Source organism: Chenggangzhangella methanolivorans, from assembly GCF_019797865.1.
GTDB classification, from domain to species: Bacteria; Pseudomonadota; Alphaproteobacteria; order Rhizobiales; family Methylopilaceae; genus Methylopila; species Methylopila methanolivorans.
Map to the genome: position 1 here is coordinate 3,577,605 of NZ_CP081869.1, position 20,814 is coordinate 3,598,418.

The 20,814-nt window shown below is 68.9% G+C and carries 12 protein-coding genes and 5 pseudogenes; 7 read left to right on the forward strand and 10 right to left on the reverse strand.

The features are described 5' to 3' along the window. Positions 1 to 34 precede the first annotated feature (34 nt). Genes K6K41_RS18755 through K6K41_RS18770 form a run of 4 tightly spaced genes read left to right on the forward strand, consistent with a single transcriptional unit; the run spans position 35 to position 2,966 of the window. On the forward strand, positions 35 to 223 hold the full coding sequence (locus K6K41_RS18755) for a YegP family protein (RefSeq protein WP_261401762.1): 189 nt from the start codon (positions 35 to 37) through the stop codon (positions 221 to 223). Between the two features lie 56 nt (positions 224 to 279). Then, entirely contained in the window at positions 280 to 1,428 is a 1,149-nt protein-coding gene (locus K6K41_RS18760; RefSeq protein ID WP_261401763.1) for a DNA cytosine methyltransferase, read from the forward strand. A gap of 5 nt (positions 1,429 to 1,433) precedes the next feature. Next, a complete protein-coding gene (locus tag K6K41_RS18765; protein ID WP_261401764.1) occupies positions 1,434 to 1,865 on the forward strand; it encodes a very short patch repair endonuclease in 432 nt (143 codons plus the stop codon). Between the two features lie 51 nt (positions 1,866 to 1,916). Beyond that, on the forward strand, positions 1,917 to 2,966 hold the full coding sequence (locus tag K6K41_RS18770; protein ID WP_261401765.1) for a sensor domain-containing diguanylate cyclase: 1,050 nt from the start codon (positions 1,917 to 1,919) through the stop codon (positions 2,964 to 2,966). Positions 2,967 to 2,979: 13 nt separating this feature from the next. On the opposite strand, the gene lepA is transcribed toward K6K41_RS18770, so the two are convergent. From lepA to mutS, 5 genes and pseudogenes are all read right to left on the reverse strand, one after another. Next, positions 2,980 to 4,785 (reverse strand): translation elongation factor 4, encoded by a 1,806-nt coding sequence (gene lepA, locus K6K41_RS18775; protein ID WP_261401766.1) that lies wholly within the window; start codon positions 4,783 to 4,785, stop codon positions 2,980 to 2,982. Positions 4,786 to 5,012: 227 nt separating this feature from the next. Further along, positions 5,013 to 5,756: a fatty acid desaturase gene (locus tag K6K41_RS18780; protein WP_261401767.1), complete on the reverse strand. Its 744-nt coding sequence runs from the start codon at positions 5,754 to 5,756 to the stop codon at positions 5,013 to 5,015. Positions 5,757 to 6,320: 564 nt separating this feature from the next. Beyond that, complete coding sequence (locus tag K6K41_RS18785) at positions 6,321 to 7,187, reverse strand: trypsin-like serine peptidase (RefSeq protein WP_261401768.1); 867 nt, start codon at positions 7,185 to 7,187, stop codon at positions 6,321 to 6,323. A 379-nt stretch (positions 7,188 to 7,566) separates the two neighbouring features. Further along, on the reverse strand, positions 7,567 to 10,386 hold the full coding sequence (locus K6K41_RS18790; protein ID WP_261401769.1) for a [protein-PII] uridylyltransferase: 2,820 nt from the start codon (positions 10,384 to 10,386) through the stop codon (positions 7,567 to 7,569). A 110-nt stretch (positions 10,387 to 10,496) separates the two neighbouring features. Continuing rightward, positions 10,497 to 13,166, reverse strand: a pseudogene (mutS, locus tag K6K41_RS18795) (DNA mismatch repair protein MutS). A gap of 360 nt (positions 13,167 to 13,526) precedes the next feature. Between mutS and K6K41_RS18800 the strand changes: the two are divergent. Beyond that, positions 13,527 to 13,757 (forward strand): hypothetical protein, encoded by a 231-nt coding sequence (locus tag K6K41_RS18800; protein ID WP_261401770.1) that lies wholly within the window; start codon positions 13,527 to 13,529, stop codon positions 13,755 to 13,757. Between the two features lie 136 nt (positions 13,758 to 13,893). Here K6K41_RS18800 and hemW read toward each other — a convergent pair whose 3' ends face one another. The 3 genes and pseudogenes from hemW to rph form a co-directional block, all read right to left on the reverse strand. Then, entirely contained in the window at positions 13,894 to 15,042 is a 1,149-nt protein-coding gene (hemW, locus tag K6K41_RS18805; protein WP_261401771.1) for a radical SAM family heme chaperone HemW, read from the reverse strand. Continuing rightward, positions 15,039 to 15,696: pseudogene (gene rdgB, locus K6K41_RS18810) on the reverse strand (RdgB/HAM1 family non-canonical purine NTP pyrophosphatase). Before rdgB ends, hemW begins: the two are co-directional and overlap by 4 nt. A 28-nt stretch (positions 15,697 to 15,724) precedes the next feature. Next, positions 15,725 to 16,438, reverse strand: coding sequence for a ribonuclease PH (gene rph, locus K6K41_RS18815; RefSeq protein ID WP_261405784.1), 714 nt, complete (start codon positions 16,436 to 16,438; stop codon positions 15,725 to 15,727). Between the two features lie 183 nt (positions 16,439 to 16,621). Between rph and hrcA the strand changes: the two are divergent. Then, positions 16,622 to 17,721: pseudogene (gene hrcA / locus K6K41_RS18820) on the forward strand (heat-inducible transcriptional repressor HrcA). A gap of 140 nt (positions 17,722 to 17,861) precedes the next feature. On the opposite strand, the pseudogene K6K41_RS18825 reads toward hrcA, so the two are convergent. Continuing rightward, positions 17,862 to 19,218: pseudogene (locus K6K41_RS18825) on the reverse strand (PQQ-dependent sugar dehydrogenase). A gap of 285 nt (positions 19,219 to 19,503) precedes the next feature. Between K6K41_RS18825 and K6K41_RS18830 the strand changes: the two are divergent. Beyond that, positions 19,504 to 19,704, forward strand: coding sequence for a DUF6665 family protein (locus K6K41_RS18830; protein ID WP_315855234.1), 201 nt, complete (start codon positions 19,504 to 19,506; stop codon positions 19,702 to 19,704). A gap of 30 nt (positions 19,705 to 19,734) precedes the next feature. Here the strand turns inward: K6K41_RS18830 and K6K41_RS18835 are convergent. Further along, positions 19,735 to 20,783: pseudogene (locus K6K41_RS18835) on the reverse strand (ketopantoate reductase family protein). Positions 20,784 to 20,814 lie beyond the last annotated feature (31 nt).

Here is a 20,814-nt window from a genome sequence, read left to right on the forward strand (position 1 = left end):
GGCCAAGATCGGTCAGGAAGGCGAGGACGAGGCGATGGCGTACAAGTTCGAAGTCTACAAGGACAAGGCCGGCGAATTCCGTTTCCGTTTCATCGCCTCCAACGGCGAGAAGATGTTCGGCTCGGAAGGCTACAAGGCCAAGGCCTCCGCCATGAAGGCGATCGAGTCGATCAAGAAGAACGCCCCCGAGGCGACCGTCGAGGACGACACCAAGGAAAGCTGAGATCTGCGCGCCGGCGCCTCTTGGGCGAACGACCCCGACGCTCCCCAGAGAAACCCATGACGCGGTTCTCCTTCTACGAGTTCTTCGCCGGCGGCGGCATGGTGCGGGCGGGGCTCGGGTCCTCATGGACCTGCGCCTTCGCCAATGACATATCGCCGGCGAAGGCCCGCGCCTATCGCGCCAATTTCGGCGGCGAAGAGCTTTGGGTCGGCGACGTCCACGAGGTCGCGGCCGCGCAGCTTCCCGGCCGCGCCGACCTCGCCTGGGGCTCGTTTCCCTGCCAGGACCTGTCGCTCGCCGGCGCCAAGGCCGGCCTCTCGGCCCGGCGCTCCGGCGCGTTCTGGGGTTTTATGGGCGCGGTCCGAGCGCTCCGAACAGAGGGGCGGGCTCCAAGACTGCTTGCGCTCGAGAACGTCTGCGGCGCGCTCACCTCACGCGGCGGGCGCGATTTCTCCGCGATCTGCGACGCGCTGTCGGAGGCCGGCTACCGCTTCGGCGCGCTGGTGGTCGACGCGGCGCTGTTCGTGCCGCAGTCCCGGCCGCGTCTCTTCATCGTGGCGGTGGACCGGGACGTCGAGATCCCCGCGACCTTGCTCGCCTCCCACCCGCAGCCGCGATGGAGCCCCCGCGCGCTTCTCGCAGCCCATGAGGCGCTCGACGGCCCCGCGCGCGACGACGCTCTCTGGTGGAGCCTTCCAGCCCCCCGCGTGAACGTTCCCCCGCTCGATGCCGTCATCGAGCGCGAGCCGGCCGACGTCGCCTGGCGCGCCGACGCCGAGACCGAGCGGCTGGTCTCGCTGATGGCCCCGCTGCACCGGGCGCGGCTTGAGGCTTTCGCCGCCACCGGCCGCCGCCATGTCGGCGCAGTCTACCGCCGCATCCGGCCGGACGGGCAGGGCGGCAAGGTCCAGCGCGCCGAGGTCCGGTTCGACGGACTCGCCGGGTGCCTGCGCACGCCCGCCGGCGGCTCCAGCCGGCAGGAGATCGTCGAGGTCGAGGGCGGTCGCATCCGCTCGCGCCTCTTGTCAGGGCGCGAGGCCGCCCGGCTGATGGGCCTCGACGACGCCTACGAGCTCCCCGCCCGCTACAACGAGGCCTACCGGCTCGCCGGCGACGGCGTCGCGGTCCCGGTGGTGCGGTTCCTCGCCAAGGAACTGTTCGAGCCGCTGCTCGGGCGCGCGGCGGCCGCGCGGCTCGCCGGCTGACGGGCGTGACCGATCCCGCGCGCTCGGCCGTGATGCGCGCGGTCAAGGGCCGCGACACCAAGCCCGAGATGAAGGTGCGCCGCGCCGCCCACGCGCTCGGCTATCGCTTCCGCCTCTATCGCAAGGACCTGCCGGGCAGCCCCGACCTCGTCTTTCCGCGCTTCAAGACCGCAGTCTTCGTCCATGGCTGCTTCTGGCACGGCCATGACTGTCCGCGCGGGGCGCGGGCTCCCAAGACCAACGCCGACTACTGGCGCGCCAAGATCGCCCGCAACGTCGCGCGCGACGCCCGCGTGCGCGGCGAGCTCGGGGACCTCGGCTGGACCGTCATGACGATCTGGGAATGCGAGCTGAAGGACGCGCAGGCGCTCCGCGACCGCCTGACCCTCGGCCTCGGCGCGCCCGGCGATTTGAAGGCGCGCCGAAAGCCTTCGTAAAGGCCGGTATGGGACCGTCCGTCTCGTCGAAGGAAAGGCCGAGGACTGCGAATGAACCCGAAACTGCCGGACCATCCGACAGGAGCGGTTTGCGACGCGCCGGCGCCGGGCGTGGCGGAGTTGCAGCGCCTGGCCGCGCTGATGCGCTACGACATCATCGACACGCCACCCGAAGAGCGCTTCGACCGCATCACGCGGCTCGCCCAGAAGATCTTCCGGACCTCGATGGTCACCATCAGCCTGCTGGACGCGCGCCGGCAGTGGTTCAAGTCGCGCATCGGCGTCGCCGTCGAGGAGACGCCGCGCGAACCGGCCTTCTGCAACGTCACGATCCAGCGCGCCGAGCCGCTCGTGGTCGAGGACGCGGCCAAAGACCCGATGTTCGCCAACAACGCCTTCGTGACGGGCGAGCCCTATCTGCGCTTCTACGCCGGCGCGCCGCTGATCACGCCCGAGGGGCATGCGCTCGGCGCGTTCTGCGTGCTCGACCGCACGCCGCGCCGGTTCAATCCTCAGGAGCGCGAGATTCTCGTCGACCTCGCCGAGCTCGTCGTCGCCGAGATGAACCTGCGCCAGATCGCCAATGTCGACGCGCTGACGGGCGCGCTGTCGCGGCGGGCGTTCCGAGAGGAGGCTGAGCGGGCCATGGGGCTTGCGGCGCGGCACGGCCATCCGCTCTCTGTGCTCACCTTCGACCTCGACCGCTTCAAGTCCGTCAACGACACCCACGGGCACGCCGTCGGCGACGCGGTGCTGCAGCGCTCGGTCTCCGCCAGCATGCGGCGGCTTCGGCGGTCCGACGCCGTTGGCCGGCTCGGCGGCGAGGAGTTCGCGGTTCTGCTTCCCCATGTCGACGAGCCCGCGGCCCTCAAGGTCGCCAACGCGTTGCGGCGCTCGATCGCCGCCGAGACGTTCGAGACCGAGACGACGACGTTCGGCGTCACCGCGAGCTTCGGCCTCGCGACGTTCCGGACCGGAATGGATCTCGACGACATGCTGAAGGCCGCCGACGGGGCGCTCTACCTCGCCAAGGCGATGGGCCGCGACCGCTGCGTCGTCGCCGAGGCGTCGCGTCTCCAGAAGCGGGGCAAGGCGGCCTGACGGGCGCCGGGCCTCACTCGTCCATCTTCAGGGCGGCGATGAACGCCTCCTGGGGGATCTCCACGCGGCCGAACTGGCGGAGCTTCTTCTTGCCCGCCTTCTGCTTGTCGAGCAGCTTGCGCTTGCGGCTGGCGTCGCCGCCGTAGCACTTCGCCGTCACGTCCTTGCGGAGCGCCCGGATGGTCTCGCGCGCGATGATCTTGCCGCCGAGCGCCGCCTGCACCGGGATGACGAAGAGGTGCGGCGGGATCAACTCTTTCAGCTTCTCGCACATCGCCCGGCCGCGGGCTTCCGCGCGGGTGCGGTGGACGAGCATCGAGAGCGCGTCGACGGGTTCGGCGTTGACCAGGATCGACATCTTCACGAGGTCGCCGACTCGATAGTCGGTGATGGCGTAGTCGAACGAAGCGTAGCCCTTCGAGATCGACTTCAGCCGGTCGTAGAAGTCGAACACGACCTCGTTGAGCGGCAGGTCATAGACGACCATGGCGCGCTTGCCGACATAGTTGAGGTCGATCTGGAGGCCGCGCCGGTCCTGGCAAAGCTTCAGAACAGCGCCGAGATATTCGTCGGGCGTCAGGATCGTGGCGCGGATCCAGGGCTCGGAGATCTCCTCAATCTTCACCACGTCCGGCATGTCGGCCGGATTGTGGAGCTCGATCTCATCTCCGTTGGTCATCTGGATCTTGTAGATGACCGACGGCGCGGTCGCGATGAGATCGAGGTTGAACTCGCGCTCGAGCCGCTCCTGGATGATCTCGAGGTGGAGAAGGCCGAGGAAGCCGCAGCGGAAGCCGAAGCCGAGAGCGGCCGAGGTCTCCATCTCGAATGTGAAGCTCGCGTCGTTGAGGCGCAGCTTCCCCATCGCCGAGCGCAGGTCCTCGAAGTCGGCGGCGTCGACCGGGAAGAGGCCGCAGAACACCACCGGCTGCGCCGGCTTGAAGCCCGGCAGCATGTCGGCGGTCTGGCGCTTCTCTTCCGTGATGGTGTCGCCGACGCGGGTGTCGGCCACCTCCTTGATCGAGCCGGTGAGGAAGCCGATCTCGCCCGGCCCGAGGCTCTCGACGTCAGTCATCTTCGGCGTGAACACGCCCACCTTGTCGACGTCGTAGGAGGCGTTGGTGCCCATCAGGCGGATGCGCTGGCCCTTCTTCAGGACGCCGTCGACGATCCGCACCAGCACCACGACGCCGAGATAGACGTCGTACCAGCTGTCGACCAGCATCGCCTTCAGCGGCGCCTCGCGGTCGCCCTTGGGCGGCGGCAGGCGGTTGACGATGGCTTCCAGAACGAGGTCGATGCCGATGCCGGTCTTGGCCGAGACCGGCACGGCGTCGGAGGCGTCGAGGCCGATCACCTCCTCGATCTGCTCCTTGACGCGGTCGGGCTCGGCCGCGGGCAGGTCGATCTTGTTGAGGACCGGGACGATATCGTGGTTGTTATCGAGCGCCTGGTAGACGTTGGCGAGCGTCTGGGCCTCGACGCCCTGTGAGGCGTCGACGACGAGCAGCGAGCCCTCGCAGGCCGCGAGGCTCCGCGAGACCTCGTAGGCGAAGTCCACGTGGCCGGGCGTATCCATCAGGTTGAGGATGTAGGTCTTGCCGTCCTGCGCCGGATAGGTGAGGCGCACGGTCTGCGCCTTGATGGTGATGCCGCGCTCCTTCTCGATGTCCATCGAGTCGAGCACCTGCTCGGTCATCTCGCGCGCCTGCAATCCGCCGGTGAGCTGGATCAGCCGGTCGGCGAGCGTCGACTTCCCGTGGTCGATGTGGGCGACGATCGAGAAGTTGCGGATGTTGTTCTGGGGAGAAGCGGCCATGCCGCCGCGAGTATCAGGGGTTTTGCGCCGCGGCAAGGAGCGCGGGGAGGACGGCGAAGTCCTTGATCGAAAAAGCCGCGGAAAAACTGCGTGCTTCGAGACGCGGCCTGCCGGCCGCTCCTCAGCATGAGGGATGGGGAGTTATCTGGAGCTACAAACCTCCCTCATGCTGAGGAGCCTGCGTAGCAGGCGTCTCGAAGCACGCAATTGGTTCGTTTGGGGTCGCCTTACTCCGCCGGCGCGATCTTGGTCTCGCTGGCGGAGCGGCGGTTGCGGATGAAGCCGATGAGGCGCGCCACCACCTCCCAGAAGCCGCGGGCGCTGCCTTCGCCGTAGCGGGCGCTCTCGGGCAACTCGGCCATCAGGCGGGCGTGGGCCGCCCCGAGATTGTGGTAGGGCAGGCGCGGCAGAAGGTGATGCAGCGCGTGGTAGCGCAGGCCGACCGGGGCCCAGAGCATCGGGAGCGTGGCGGGCGGCGGCACGTTGACGGTGTCGAGAAACTGCTCGGTCGGGGTCATCTCCTCGCCCTCGTTCTCCCAGTGGTGGGCGACGAGCGTGCGGAGCTGGTTGACGAGCCCGACCGCGGCCCCGAGCCCGATCCCGGTCCAGAACACGGTCTCGGTGATCACGCCGGCGAAGACGAGCGCCAGAAACGTCATGGCCCAGAGCGCGCAGAGGCTTTCGAGCCAGAGCCAGAGCTTCAGCTGCGAGCCTGTCGGCATCTCGCGGCGGAACAGCGGGTTGATGGCGAGCGCGGAGAACCGCTCCACCACCGTGCGGCGGAACGGCGGAAAGATTGCGGCGATCGGCGACAGGATCCCGAAGCGGATCAGCAGGCCGAACGGCGCGAGTCCCGCCACGAGCACGAACAGCGGCACCTGCCAGATCCGCCCATGGCCGAGCGGCATGTATTCGGGGTCCTGCACCGTGCCGTAGCGCGTCTTGGCGGTGCAGGTTGTGGACGCCCTCATACATCAGCGAGGGGGTGAGGAACGGCACGCCGATGAGGGCGTTGTAGCCGGCCTTGAAGCCCGGCACGTCCTGCGCGCGCAGGTGACTGACCTCGTGGATGAACGAGACCCCGCGATAGAAGGCGAGCGCCGAGACCACGAAGGCGATCGCCCGCATCCAGAGCTCGGGAAACAGCACGGCGCCGGCGAAGCCCGCATAGGCGACGAGCGCGGTGAGGATCAGGTCGGTCCAGTAGATTGCCGGCCGCGCGGTCAGCAGGTCCGAGCACAGCTTGTGCGCCTGGGCGACGAGATTGCGGTCGGGAGCGGCGTGCGTGGTCATCGAGCTTCGGACTTTCCTCGGCGAACCCGCGGCGCGGGCGCAAAGCGAGCGGAGCGACCGCCCGGCGGCCGGCGTCCCCGCAGGACCGGCTCAAGCCGCGCCTCTATACCATCGTCCGAGGACCTGCGACAGCGGCGCCGGCGCAACGCCCGCATGCCGAAGCAGCGCCCCTGAAACGAAAACGCCCCGGACGCTTGGGCGTCCGGGGCGCGGTCGTTTCAGGCCGGCGAGCGGCCAAAGCGTCACTTGCAGGCGGCTTTGACCTTCTTGCAGGCGTCCTTGACCAGCGTGGTGATGTTCTTCTTGGTGAAGAACGACGCGCCCTGCTGCTTCATCTGGCCGTTGTCGTTGTAGCCCCAGCTCGTCACGCCGACCACGCGGTTGCGCTGCGGGTCGCGGCCGAACGGGTTGGTGTTGTCGGGCGTCACGCCAAGTCCGAAGTTCACCAGCCACGGGCCGCCGCTCGAGCCGCCGGTCTGGCCGGAGCCCATGACGGTGTTGTTGGCGAGGCTCTGGTCGATGACGCCCTGGGCGTCGGTGCGGATCATCTCCTCGCCGCCGTTGAGCGAGACCGGATAGCCGAGCTGGGTGATCTGCGCCTGGCCCGCGTTGTTGTAGCTGAAGCCGCCGACGGCGAAGCCGAAGTAGCCGGTCGCGTCGCCCGCGTAGCGCGAGCCCTGCGGCGCGAGAATGATCACGGCGACGTCGCTCTCGCAGACGATGCCGCGCACGGCGCAGCGGTCGGTGCCCTTGAGGTACTTCGTCGGCGCGATAACCGTGTGCCAGTCCCACTCGCCGAACGGCGCCGCGCCGTCGGAATAGGCCGGCACGTATTTGAAGTTGGAGAAGAAGCGGTTCTCGCCGAACTGGCTCACGCAGTGGGCCGCGGTCACAAGCACGCCTCGGCGAACCATCGAAGCGGAGCAGACGAACTGGTCGCCGTTGTCCTTGAAGAACAGCTTGCCGGCGCGCCGCGACGGGTCGCGCTCAGGGTTGGGCTCGTAAGCCGTGTTGTACACCATGCCGCTCGTGCCGAACTCCGGCGCGGGCGGGGCGCCGTCGGCGGCCGCCTTGACCTTGGACTTCGGAAGCTTGACGAGCGAGCGCACGCCGTCGCCTGCCTGGCCGTCTTCGGCGTGGGCCTCCTCGACGATTGGCGACTTCTCGGCCTGACGCAGCAGGTCGAGGAGCGGCGCGCGGCCGCCGTCGGGCTCGTCGGCAGAGGCAGCGGCTTGGCGTAGTCGACCTTGGACTTGCCGTCGCGGTTCTTGAGCGACGTGGTCTCGCCCGACTGCGCATGCGCAAGAGGCGCCGCGACGAGGGTCAAGACCGCCGCCGCGCACATGATACGGAAAGACATGGATTCCCCCCAAAGTCTCATGACCGCTTCCGGAAGCGTTGTGTTTCCGGAAAGCCCCCAAGTCCAGTCACTTCGACGTTTTAAGTACTACTACCTAGCGGCGCGCGTAAGGGTATCAGGGGGGGCGGTTAACGACTTGCGACACGATCCCTGGCTTTCCGCGTTTCGGTCTCGAAAGCCGCGGTCATGCGCGCCCGGATCGCCGTCTGGCGGTTCGCGTTGGAGATCTTCGCGCCCGTGAGGTCGGTCACGTAGAACACGTCGACGGCGCGCTCGCCGAAGGTCGCGACATGCGCCGAGGCGATGTTGAGGTTGAGCTTCGAAAGCGCGTCGGTGAGCTCGTAGAGCAGGCCCGGCCGGTCGAGGCCGACCACTTCGATCACCGTATGGCGGTCCGACCAGGCGTTGGTGATCGTGACCTCGGGCTCGATCTCGAAGGCGCGCGATTTCGACTTGGAGATCGCCTGTTCCTGGCGCTTCGCCACCATGTCGAACAGCCGGATCTCGCCCCTCAGCGACTGCTCGATCGCCTCTGCGACGCGACGGGCGCGGCGCAGCTCGTCCTCGTCGTCCGTGAAGGCGCGGCCGACGAAGATCGTGTCGAGCGCGAAACCGTCGGTCGTGGTCGAGATGTGGGCGTCGACGATGTTGGAGCCGGCCGCGACGCAGGCTCCTGCGATGATCGACAGCAGCTTCGGGTGGTCGGGCGCGAGCACCGTGACCTCCGTCACGCCGCGGAAGGTGTCGGTCGAGATGTCGGTGGCCAGCGTCCGGCCTTCCGCGACGGCGGCGGCGGCGAAGCGCGCATGGCGTTCGGCGCGGTCGAGGTCGGTCTTGAGCCAATAGGGCGAGTAGTGGCGCTCGGCGTAGGTCGCGAACTCGGCGTCGCTCCAGTCGCGGAGCCGCTCGCGAAGTTCGCTCTTCACGCGCTCGACGAGGTTGCGGCGGTCGCCGGCCGAATGGCCGCCGGTGAGCACAAGCTCCGTCTCCCAGTAGAGCGTGCGCAGCAGCTGGCCCTTCCAGCCGTTCCACACGCCCGGACCGACGGCCTTGATGTCGGCGATGGTGAGGATGAGCAGCATCTTCAGCCGCTCGGGGCTCTGCACGATCTTGGCGAAGTCCTCGATGGTGCGGCGGTCCGAGAGGTCGCGCGACTGCGCGACGATCGACATGGTGAGATGCTGCTCGATGAGCCACGCGACCGTGTCGGTCTGCGCCGGCGTCAGGCCGAGCCGCGGGCAGAGCTTGCGGGCGATCTTGGCGCCGGCGATCGAATGGTCCTCGGGCCGGCCCTTGGCGACGTCGTGCAGGAACAGCGCGACATAGAGCGCCACGCGGTCGCGGACCGTCGGCATCAGCTCGTTGGCGAGCGGATGCTCTTCGCTGGCCCGGCCCGCCTCGATCTCCGACAGGATGCCGATCGAGCGCAGGAGATGCTCGTCCACCGTGTAGTGGTGGTACATGTTGAACTGCATCATCGCGACGATGCGGCCGAAGTCCGGAATGAAGCGGCCGAGCACGCCGGTCTCGTTCATGCGGCGCAGGATCTTTTCCGGAGAGCGGCGCGAGCTGACGATCTCGAGGAAGAGTTCGTTGGCCTCCTTGTCCTCGCGCAGCTTCGCGTCGATCAGCTTCAGCGACTTGGTGATGAGGCGCGCGGCCGCCGGATGGCCCGGGATCTCGTGCGCGTCCATGATCTTGAAGAAGCGGATCAGGTTGACCGGATCGCGGACGAACACCTGATCGTCATGGACGTTCAGGCGGTCGCCGTCGATCACGAAGGAGCCGCTCTCGGGGGCCGCCCGGCGGTTCGACTTGCGGAAGCGCGTGAGGAAACGGTCGAGCTTCGGCTTCTTCTTCTGGTGCCGCGCCTCGAGCGCATGGCAGACGATCGCGGTGAGGTCGCCGACGTCCTTGGCCACGAGGAAGTAGTGCTTCATGAAGCGCTCGACGTCCTGCAGGCCCGGATGCTCGGTGTAGCCGAGCGCGATCGCGATCTGGCGCTGCAGGTCGAAGGAGAGCCGGTCCTCTGCGCGGCCCGTGATGAAGTGCAGGTGGCAGCGCACCGCCCAGAGGAAATCCTCGCACTTCTTGAACAGGCGCAGCTCCGCGGCCGAGAACAGTCCTGCCTCGACGAGGTCCGAGACCTCGCGGACGCGGTAGACGTATTTGCCGATCCAGAAGAGCGTGTTGAGGTCGCGCAGCGCGCCCTTGCCCTCCTTGACGTTGGGTTCGACGAGATAGCGCGAGCCGCCGCCGCCCTTCTGCAGGCGCTCGTCACGCTCGGCGAGCTTGGCGGTGGCGAATTCGGCCGCCGTGCCCTCCATCACTTCGGCGTCGAAGCGCGTGACCTTCTCCTCGAACAGCCCTTCGTCGCCGACGATGAAGCGAGATTCGAGCACCGCGGTGCGGATCGTCATGTCGGCCCGCGACAGGCGCACGCATTCGTCGATCGAGCGGCGGGCGTGGCCGACCTTCAGCCCGACGTCCCACAGCACGTAAAGCATCGCCTCGACGACGCTCTCGGCCCAGGCGGTGGCCTTGTAGGGCATGAGGAACAGCAGATCGACGTCGGAGCCCGGCGCCATCGCGCCGCGGCCGTAGCCGCCGACAGCCACCACCGCGAGCCGCTCGCCCGAAGAGGGATTGGCGAGCGGATAGAGGTCGGTGGTCACATGGGCGTAAAGCGCGCGGATGCAGCCGTCCATCAGCCGCGACAGGCGCTCGGCGCAAGCCGTGCCGGCGCCGTCCTCGTTCAGCCATTCGCGCGCCTGTTCGCGTCCCTCGGCGAGCGCGAGCTTGAGCCGGGCGACGACAGCGGTGTGCCGCTCGAGCGACTGGCCGCGATGCTTGACGGTGATCTCCGACAGCTCGCGGGTCAGCGCCTCCTGGTCGACGAGCGCCCGCACGTTGCGCGCGGCGCGAAGGCGTTGGCGGACGTTGGACATCGAACGAAACAAGGCTCCGGGCGCGTGGCTTGCGCGCGTTCGGCGCGACTATGAGCGCCAAAAGTGAAGGCGCTATCTATGGCGGGAGGGGGCCGGGCGCAAACGGGGCCCTAACCCTTCCGCAGCCCCTTCAGCCGATACAGCGCCTCCAGCGCCTCGCGGGGGGTGAGGGCGTCGGGGTCCAGCGCGTCGAGCGCCTCGGCCACCGGATCGGCCTCCGCCTCGGGCTTGGCGCGCGTGGCGGCGAAGAGCGGCAGGTCGTCGATCATGCGCTCGATCGGCGAGGCGCGGTCGGCGGCCTCGAGTTCGTCCAGGACCGCCTTGGCGCGGCGCGTCACCGCGGCGGGAAGCCCCGCGAGCTTCGCCACCTGGATGCCGTAGGAGCGGTCCGCCACGCCCGCCGCGACCTCGTGCAGGAACACGACCTCGCCCTTCCATTCGGCCACCCGCACGGTGGCGTTGCGCAGGCGCGGCAGCCTCCGGGCGAGCGCTGTCAGCTCATGGAATGCGTCGCGAACAGCGCGCGGCAGCGGTTTGCCTCGTGGAGATGCTCGATCGCCGCCCAGGCGATCGAGAGGCCGTCGAAGGTTGCGGTGCCGCGGCCGATCTCGTCCAGCACCACGAGCGAGCGCGGTCCGGCCGTGTTCAGGATCGCGGCGGTCTCCACCATCTCGACCATGAAGGTCGAGCGGCCGCGGGCGAGGTCGTCGGCGGCGCCGACGCGGCTGTAGAGCCGGTCCACCACGCCGATCCGCGCGGCCTTGGCGGGCACATATGCGCCCGCCTGCGCCAGCACCGCGCAGAGCGCCGCCTGGCGGAGATAGGTTGACTTGCCGCCCATGTTGGGGCCGGTGACGAGCTGGATCAGCCCGCCGGAGCCGTCGGGCGCGGAAAGATCCACGTCGTTCGGCACGAACGGCTTTCCCTCGCGCTTCAGCGCGGCCTCCACCACGGGGTGGCGCGCGCCTTCGAGATGAAAGTCGAGCCCGTCGTCGACATGCGGGCGAACGTGCCCGAGCTCCACCGCGACTTCCGCGAGGCCCGCGGCGACGTCGAGCGCCGCGAGCGCCTCGGCGCAGGCGCGGAGGTCTCCCAGCCTTCCGTGACGCGTAGCGACAGGCTTTCGAAGATCGCGAGCTCCATGCCGAGCGCGGTGTCGGCCGCCTCGCCGATGCGGCGCTCCAGATCGCCGAGCTCGGTCGTGGTGAAGCGCATCGCGCCCGCCATGGTCTGGCGGTGCACGAAGGTCGCTCCGTGGTCCTTCAGGATCCGTTCGCCGTGCTGCTGCGGCGCCTCGATGAAATAGCCCAGCACGTTGTTGTGCTTGATCCGCAGCGTGCGGACGTCGGTCGCCTCGGCGTAAGCCGCCTGCAACTGCGCGATCACCTTGCGGCTCTCGTCGCGCAAGCTCCTTGTGGCGTCGAGCTCGGCGTCGCTTCCCTGGCGCACGAAGCCGCCGTCGCGCTTCAGGAGCGGCAGTTCGTCGGCGAGAGTGCGCGCGAGATCGAGCGCGAGAGCGTGGTCTGCGTTTGCGAGCGCGTCCGCGATCGCCGAGAGTTCGTCGGGCGCGTCGTCCAGAGAGGCGAGGCGGGCGGAAAGCCCCTGCGCGGCGTTCAGAGCGTCGCGGATCGCCGCGAGGTCGCGGGGCCCGCCGCGCGCGAGCGCGATGCGCTGGGCGGCGCGTGCGAGATCGGGGGCGCGCGCGAGGGCCTGCCGCACCGTCCGGCGAAGCTCCGGCGCGTCGATCAGCGCCGCGACCGCGTCGTGCCGGCGATGGATCGCCGCGACGTCGAGCAGCGGGCCGGCGATGCGCGCGCCGAGCGCCCGCGAGCCGTGCGGTGACGCAGCGGTCGACGGCGTCGAGCAGGCTGCCCTCGCGCTCGCCCGACAGGCGCCGCACGAGCTCGAGATTGGCGCGCGTCGCGGCGTCGATCTCCATCACGACGCCGCGACCCTCGCGCGCCGGCGCCTGCAAACGCGGGCGGCTCTGGAGCTGGGTGCGCTCGATGTAGCCGACGATCATGGCCGCAGCCATGACCTCGGGCTTCGACAGCGCGCCGAACGCGTCGACGGTCGCGACGCCGAAATGGGCCGCGAGCCGGGCCTCCGCGCGCGCCGGATCGACAAGGTCGCGGGCCGCGGGCGTAATCGCGGCGCGGGCTTCGCCGAGCGCCGTCGAAAGATCCTCGACGAGCTGTTCGGGCACGACGATCTCGGCCGCGTCGAGCCGGGCGAGCGCGGCGCCGATCCCGGCGGTCGCGACTTCCGACGCCGAAGGCGCCGGTCGAGACGTCGACATGGGCGAGGCCGAAGGCGAAGCCGCCGTCCTCGGAGCGGCCGCGCGCGATCGCGGCCAGCAGATTGGCGCGGCGCGGCTCCAGCAGCGCGTCTTCGGTGAGCGTTCCGGGGGTGACGAGCCGCACGACATCGCGCCGCACGACCGACTTGGAGCCGCGCTTCTTGGCCTCCTTCGGGTCCTCGGTCTGCTCGCAGACCGCGACCCGGAAGCCCTGCGCGATGAGGCGCTGGAGATAGTCGTCGGCGCGCTCCACCGGCACGCCGCACATCGGGATGTCTTCGCCCAGATGCTTGCCGCGCTTGGTCAGCGCGATGCCGAGCGCGCGGCTTGCGGCCTCCGCGTCGGCGAAGAACATCTCGTAGAAGTCGCCCATCCGGTAGAACAGCAGGCTGTCGGGATTGGCGGACTTGATCTCGAGATACTGCGCCATCATCGGCGTCGGGGCGGGGGCCGCGGCAGTCTCCTGCTCGATCGCGCTCATCGGCGGCGACGCATTGGAGCGGTCGACTGCGTGCTTCGAGACGCCCGCTGGCGCGGGCTCCTCAGCATGAGGCGCGGAGAGAATGCCAAAACCAAACCAGTCCTCATGCTGAGGAGCGTTCCGATAGGAACGCGTCTCGAAGCACGCAGTCGGCGCGCGCAAGGTCGAGGCGCAAGATGCGAGGAGGGCAGCTCAAAGGGCAAGGCTTGGCCGCGCGTCATCCTCAGCTTCTGAGCCCCCGATGGGCGATGCCGGCTGGCTCTCCATCCCACGGTCACTTTTGCGCGCCAAAGGCTCCGCGAATGCGCTAAGCGGTCCCTAAGAACGCCGCCGCAAGAGCGCGCCAAGGGAGAACCGATAATGGATCATCGCGTCATCGTCGCCGCCCGACTGCTGGTCGCCGCCGGCCTATCAACAGCCGCGCTGGCGCCGGCCTCCGCGCAGTCCGTGCAGGAGGCGCAGCGCAACCTGTTCATCTGCATGCAGAAAGCCAGCAATCTTCAGCTTAAGGATGACAAGAAACAGGCGTTCATCGACAAGTGCGTCGCCGAGAGCGAACAGCCGGCCGACGGGCGGAAGAGCGCGAACTGAGGCGCGGACCCTTAGGCCGTCATCATGGGCCTGACCCGGGATCCAGAACCGACGCCGCTGGACGCGCTGGACGGGCCGCCTCGGTTCTGGATCCCGGCTCTTCGGCCGGGATGACGGCGGTGGTTCAGGAGCGACCTTAGCTCGCGAGATCCGCCACCACGGCGTCGAGCACCGGCAGGCCCTCGGGCGTCACCCGCAGGCGCGTCTTGCCTACCCGCTCCACCATGCCATCCATGATGAGGTCGTCGATGCGGCGGTCGTCGATGCGCCGGCCCGAAATCGCGATGAAGCGCGCGAGGTCGATGCCTTCTGTCAGCCGCAGGCCCATCAGCAGGAACTCGTCGCCCTGCGCCTCGAGGCTGAGCGCGGCGTCCATCACCAGCCCCGAGCCGTCCGCCTCGACGGCGCTCGCCCAGAGCTCCGGATTGCGCTCGGTAGAAAGCTCCCGCCGTGTCCCGTCGACGACGAGGCGGCCATGCGCGCCGGGCCCGACGCCCGCATACTCGCCGTAGCGCCAGTAGACGAGGTTGTGGCGGCTCTCCGAGCCCGGCCGCGCGTGGTTCGAGATCTCGTAGGCCGGCAGACCTGCTTCCGCACACGTCTCCTGCGTCACGTCCCAGAGCGCGCGGCCGGTCGCCTCGTCGGGCGTCTTCAGCTTGCCCGCCTTGTGAAGCTCGTAATAGGGCGTGCCTTCCTCGATGGTGAGCTGGTAGAGCGACAGGTGCTCGGTTCCGCGGGCGAGCGCCTCGGACAGCTCCTTCTTCCACATCTGCGGCGTCTGGTCGGGCCGGGCGTAGATCAGGTCGAAGGAGACGCGGGGAAAGATCTCGGTCGCCACGTCGAGCGCCGCCATCGCCTCCTCGACGGTGTGGAGCCGCCCGAGCCGGGTCAGGTCCTCCTGCACAAGCGACTGCACGCCCAGCGAGACGCGCCCGACGCCCGCCGCCCGGTAGCCGCGGAAGCGGTCGGCCTCGACGCTGGTCGGGTTCGCCTCGAGCGTCACCTCGACGGCGTCGTCGACCTCCCAGTTCTCCGCGATCGCGTCGAGAATTCCCCCGACGGTCTCAGGCTGCATCAGCGAGGGCGTGCCGCCGCCGAAGAAGATCGAGGACACGGTGCGCCCGGGAGCCAGCGCGGCCATATGGGCGATCTCGCGCCGGAAGGCCGATAGGAAGCGCGGCTCGTCCCAGCCGCGGTGGCGGACATGGCTGTTGAAGTCGCAATAGGGGCACTTCGAGGCGCAGAACGGCCAGTGCACATAGACCCCGAAGCCGGGCTCGGTCATCTCGGCGGGCCTTCCGGGAACAGGAGCGCCATCAGCTCGCCGAAGGCGCGGGCGCGGTGCGAAAGGCCCGTGGCGCGGCCGGCATCGTCCCATTCCAGGCCGTGCTTTTCGTCCGAGTCCATCTCGCCGAACGTGCGGTGATGACCTTCGGGAAGGAAGATAGGATCATAGCCGAAGCCCAGATCGCCGCGCGGCGGCCAGACGATCGTTCCGGCGACCGACCCTTCGATGTCGACCGACTCGCCGCTCGGCCAGGCGAGCGAGAGCGCCGCCACGAAAGCCGCGTCGCGCTCGTCGGCCGAGTCCGCGCCGCGGTCGCGAAGATCCTCCTCGACGCGCAGCATGGCGGCGTCGAAGTCCTTGGTCTCGCCCGCCCATCGGGCCGAGAAGATGCCGGGCGCGCCCCAGAGCGCGTGGACGCAGAGCCCGCTATCGTCGGCGAGCGGGAAGGCCGGAAGCCTCGGCTGCGGCCTCGGCCTTGATGCGGGCGTTCTCGGCGTAGGTGGTGCCGGTCTCGTCGGGTTCTGGAAGCCCGAGCTCGCCCGCGGAGGTGAGCTCGAGCCCGAAGGGCGACAGCAGCTCGCGGAATTCGCGCAGCTTTCCGGCGTTGTGCGTCGCGATGACGAGGCGGGGGCCGAGCGGGGGAAGGGTCATCAGATCAGTCCGTCGGAGCCCATCGCGTTCACGCGACCGCCAGCTTCTGCAGTTCGACGAGGCTCGCGCAGCCGTCCTTGGCGAGCTTGAGGAGCGCGAGCAGCTCCTCTTCCGAGAACGGCGCGCCCTCGGCGGTGCCCTGCACCTCGACGATGCCGCCGGAACCCGTCAGCACGAAATTGGCGTCGGTCTCGCAGGAAGAATCCTCGGCGTAGTCGAGGTCGGCCACCGGCGCGCCCTTGTAGATCCCGCATGAGATCGCCGCGACGTGGTCCTTCAGCGCCTCGCCCTTCAGCATGTCGCGGGCCTTCATCCACTGGAGGCAGTCGTGGAGCGCGACCCAGGCGCCGGTGATGGACGCGGTGCGGGTGCCGCCGTCGGCCTGCAGAACGTCGCAGTCCACCGTGATCTGGCGCTCGCCGAGCGCCTTGAGATCCACGACGGCGCGCAGGCTCCGGCCGATCAGCCGCTGGATCTCCTGCGTGCGGCCCGAGGGCTTTCCGCTCGTCACCTCGCGCCGGGTGCGCTGGTGGGTGGCGCGCGGCAGCATGGCGTATTCGGCCGTCACCCAGCCGCGGCCTTGGCCCCGCAGCCAGCCTGGGGCCTTGTCCTCGATGGACGCGGCGCACAGCACGTGGGTCTCGCCGAACTTTACGAGGCACGAGCCTTCCGCATAGCGCGCGACCCCGCGCTCCAGCGACACGGGCCGCATGGCTTCGGGGGCGCGGTTCGACGGACGGATCGACATAAGGACGGGCTCTTCTTCAGGCGCTTGCGCTGGATGCGTTCTTCTGCCTTTCCAGGGCCGCGCCTGCAAGCCAAGCTTCGTGGTTGATGGAGCGACCCAAGGCCTCGGGATCACTTGATCCGGCGGCTCAGGCGGAACAGGGTCAATTCATGCAGCGCTTTGTCTCGCCCGTGCCCCATGTCGATTGAACGGCGGCTCCTCGAGTCCACGGCCGCGGGATTCTCGCAGCTCGACCGGCGATCGCGCGACATTTTCCGGCGCATCGTCGACGGCTATCTCTCGACGGGCGAGCCGCTCGGCTCGCGCAACATCTCGCGGCTGCTCTCGGTTTCGCTGTCGCCGGCCTCGGTGCGCAACGTCATGGCGGACCTCGAGGCGCTCGGCCTCATCTACGCGCCGCATGTCAGCGCCGGGCGCCTGCCGACGGAGCTCGGACTGCGCTTCTTCGTCGACGCCATGCTCGAGATCGGCGATCTCTCGCCGGAAGACCGCACCGCGATCGAGCGCCAGGTGACGGGCGCGAGCCATCAGCGCTCGATGGAGGAGATCCTCACCGACGCCTCCGCGATGCTCTCGGGGTTGTCGCGCGGCGCGGGCGTCGTGGTGGCGAGCAAGCAGGATCCGGCGATTAAGCACATCGAGTTCGTGCCGCTCGAGCCGGGCAGGGCGCTCGCGGTGCTGGTCGGCGAAGACGGCTCGGTGGAGAACCGCCTGCTGCCGCTTCCTCCCGGCCTGCCGCCCTCGGCGCTGGTCGAGGCCTCGAATTTCCTGAACGGCCGGATGCGCGGGCGCACGCTCGCCGAGGCCAGGGCCGCGATCCAGGACGCGCTGGCCTCGGCCGAGCGGAGCTGAACGAGCTGTCCGCGCGCGTCGTCGAGGCGGGTCTGGCCGGCTGGGGCGGAGGAGGCGGCGACCATCCGCGCCAGCTCATCGTGCGCGGACAGGCGAACCTGCTCGAGGATCTGAAGGCGCTTGAGGATCTCGAACGCGTGCGGCTGCTGCTCGACGACCTCGAGGGCAAGAAGGACGTCATCGAACTCCTCGGCCGCGCCGAGGACGCCGACGGGGTGCGGATCTTCATCGGCTCGGAGAACAAGCTGTTCTCGCTCTCCGGCTCCTCGATGATCGCAGCGCCCTTCCGCGACGGCGACAAGAAGATCGTGGGCGTTTTGGGCGTCATCGGCCCGACGCGGCTCAACTACGCCCGCATCGTGCCGATGGTGGACTACACCGCGCGGGTGGTGGGCCGGATGCTGGGGCAGCCGCAAGGCGGCTGAGCCTCCACGCCCTTGTCCCGGACTTGATCCGGGACCCAGAACCGACGAGCCCTCAAGAAAAATTGGCGCGCTCCGGGTTCTGTCCGGAACGCGCCACGTTTTCTGGGTCCCGTATCAAGTCCGGGACAAGAGCGTCGTGTTCAGCCCTGCGGCTTCGCGGCGCCAGCTTCGGCCGCAGCCTGTGCGGGCGTCACGCGCCAGATCTTGTTGCCGGTGTCGTCGGCCACGAGCAGCGCGCCGGCCTTGTCGATCGCGACGCCGACGGGTCGCCCCTGCGCGTCGCCGTCCTTGTTGAGGAAGCCGGTCAGGACGTCCTCCGGCGCCCCGTTCGGCTTGCCGTCCTTGAACGGCACGAAGATCACCTTGTAGCCGCTCACCGGATTGCGGTTCCACGAGCCGTGCTGGCCGACGAACGCGCCGCCGGCGTATTTCTCGCCGAAGAGCTGGCCCTCGTTGAAGATCAGCCCGAGCGAGGCGGTGTGGGGCCCGAGCGCGTAGTCGGGCTTCACGGCCTTGGCCACGAGGTCGGGCCGGGGCGGCTGCACGCGCTCGTCGACGTTCTGGCCGAAATAGCTGTAGGGCCAGCCGTAGAACGCGCCGTCCTTCACCGACGTCATGTAATCGGGCACGAGGTCGGAGCCGATCTCGTCGCGCTCATTCACCACCACCCAGAGCTCGCCGGTCGCAGGATTGATGGTCGCGCCGTTGGGGTTGCGCAGGCCAGAGGCGAAGACCCGCGTCTGTTTCGTCGCGACGTCGACCTCGAGCACCGCGGCGCGGTCCTTCTCGGCCTCGATGCCGTTCTCGGCGACGTTCGAGTTGGAGCCGGAGGTGGCGTAGAGCTTGGTCCCGTCCTTGGACGCCGTCAGGTCCTTGGTCCAGTGGTGGTTGAGCGGCCGCTCCGGCAGGTCGACAAGCTTCTCGGGCTTGGCCGTGATCTCGGTGTCGCCGTCCTTGTAGGGCACGCTCACGATCGCGTTGGTGTTGGCGATCCAGAGCCTTCCGTTCGACAGCACGACGCCGAAGGGCGAATAGAGATCCTTCACCAGCGTCGAGCGGAACTCGGCCCTTGCCGTCGCCGTCGGCGTCGCGCAGCAGGGTGATGCGGTTCGCGCTCGGCACTTTCGCGCCGGCCCGGTCCATGAAGTAGCCCTTGACCCAGCTCATCGGGCCGCTCTTGGCGTCGGGCTTCGGCGGCTCGGCGGTCTCCACCACGAGCACGTCGCCGTTGGGGAGCGTGTAGACGCGCCGCGGATGATCGAGCCCGCCGGCGAACTCCGCGACCTGCATGCCGCTCGCGGCCGTCGGCTTGGCGTCTCCCGTCCAGCCCACGGCCTTGCTCAGATTGATGGTCGGGATCCAGCTCTTCACCGGCTCGGGCAGGGTCGGGTTCGGCCCGTGGCCCTGTGCGATCGGAACCTTGGCCTCCTCGTTGCAGGAGGCGAGCCCGAGGCCGAGCGCGGCCACGAGCGTCAGGCGAAAAGCTGGGATCGTCATTTCATGTCCTTGCATATCGTCCGGCGGGCGCAGGCCCGCACGGAAGGCGCAACGGACGGGGCGCGGCTCCGTTCCCGCGCGCGGCCGCAACTCACGGAACCGTTTGCGCAAGGCCGCTTTTTCGGCCGACGGTTCTCGCGCGGACCAAGGATCGTCTAGACTGGCGGGTATGCATTTCAGCCGCCGGCCCGCCCAGCTTCCCGACCTGCTGCGCAGCGGCGCCGACACGCTGGAAGTTGAGCTGCTGGCCGAAAGGCCGCGGCGCTCGGCCGGTCGGGAGAGCGGCTGGAAAAGGCGCTCGACGCCTATCGGGCGGCCGGCGACGATCCGGCGCGGCGCCGCTCTTTGGCGTTCGCGGCCGCGGAGGCTGCGCACGCCCATTTCATCCAGCGCGAACTGTCGGGCCACCGCAGCCACGACGATGTCGTGCGGCGGCTGGCGATCCCGCCCGAAGTGTTCGGCAAGATCGGCGCGCGTCCGGAGTGAGGGCGCGGACGATGCCCGCGCCCTGTCGTTCTAGCCTGAGACGATGCTTTCGTTCAGGCGGCTGTCGACGGTCTTCACCGTGCGGTCGATCTCCTCGTTCGGCATTCCGAGCTGCTGGGAGATCAGCGCGATCAGGAGGTCGACGCGCTCGACGAACGGCGCCCCGCCGGCGATCGCGCGCGCCGCCGAGGACGGCTTCAGCAGGCTTTCGGCCGCCTTGGCGTATTTCTCGAACGGAACCTGATCCTCGGCGTCCGCGCCGAGCTTGCGCGTGATCGCGTCGACATGGCCGTAGATCGAGCGGGAGAGCTCGACGTCGCCATGCACCGCGTCGCGGATCGAGCGGGGCTCGGCCGGCGTCACGCAGCGGTAGTTGCCGGTCATCAGCATCGACCACTTGGCGAAGGGCACGAACAGCGAGTCGAACACCTTGAGCTTCACCGGCACGTCCTTGCCGTCGAGCGTGACGGCGTCGATGTCGGCCTCGAGCTCGCGCAGCAGGGCGTTGGCCCCCTCGTCCTCGAAAGTCGCGGCCTTGAAGTTCGTGGGCAGCCCGACATGCAGCACGTTCGCGCCTTCCTCCGGCGGCCGGAAGGCCTGCGGATCGGGCGAGCACAGCGACACCAAGCCGGCGTGAAACGCTCCCAGACCTGGGCGTTGGTGTAGGCGGCTTCGAGGTCCATCTCGGCGAGCGCCGGGATGCGCTTGAGATAGGGCAGCGGCGGCATGTTCATGATCGACACGCAGGGCAGCTTGGCCTCCGCGATCTTGATCATGAGCACGCGGATCGTGTGGTTGGCGTATTGCGGCTCCTGCATCGCCAGGCCGACGAGGTCGTAGCGCGAGACGTCGACGTCCTGCGGCTGCGTCGCGTCAAGCTTTCCGGGCAGGTCGCGCGAAAAGATCGAGCGATGTTCGGCCTCGTCGCGCAGCTTGATGCGGACTTCCGTACCGGCGCTGTTGATGAGGTCCGCGGTCTTCTGTCGGCACACCAGCGTTACGTTGTGGCCGGCCATCAGAAGCTTCGTCGCCAGCAACGAACCGTAAGATGCGCCAAGAATTAGAATATTGCGGGCCATACGACATTCCACATCTATACATGAATTGCGC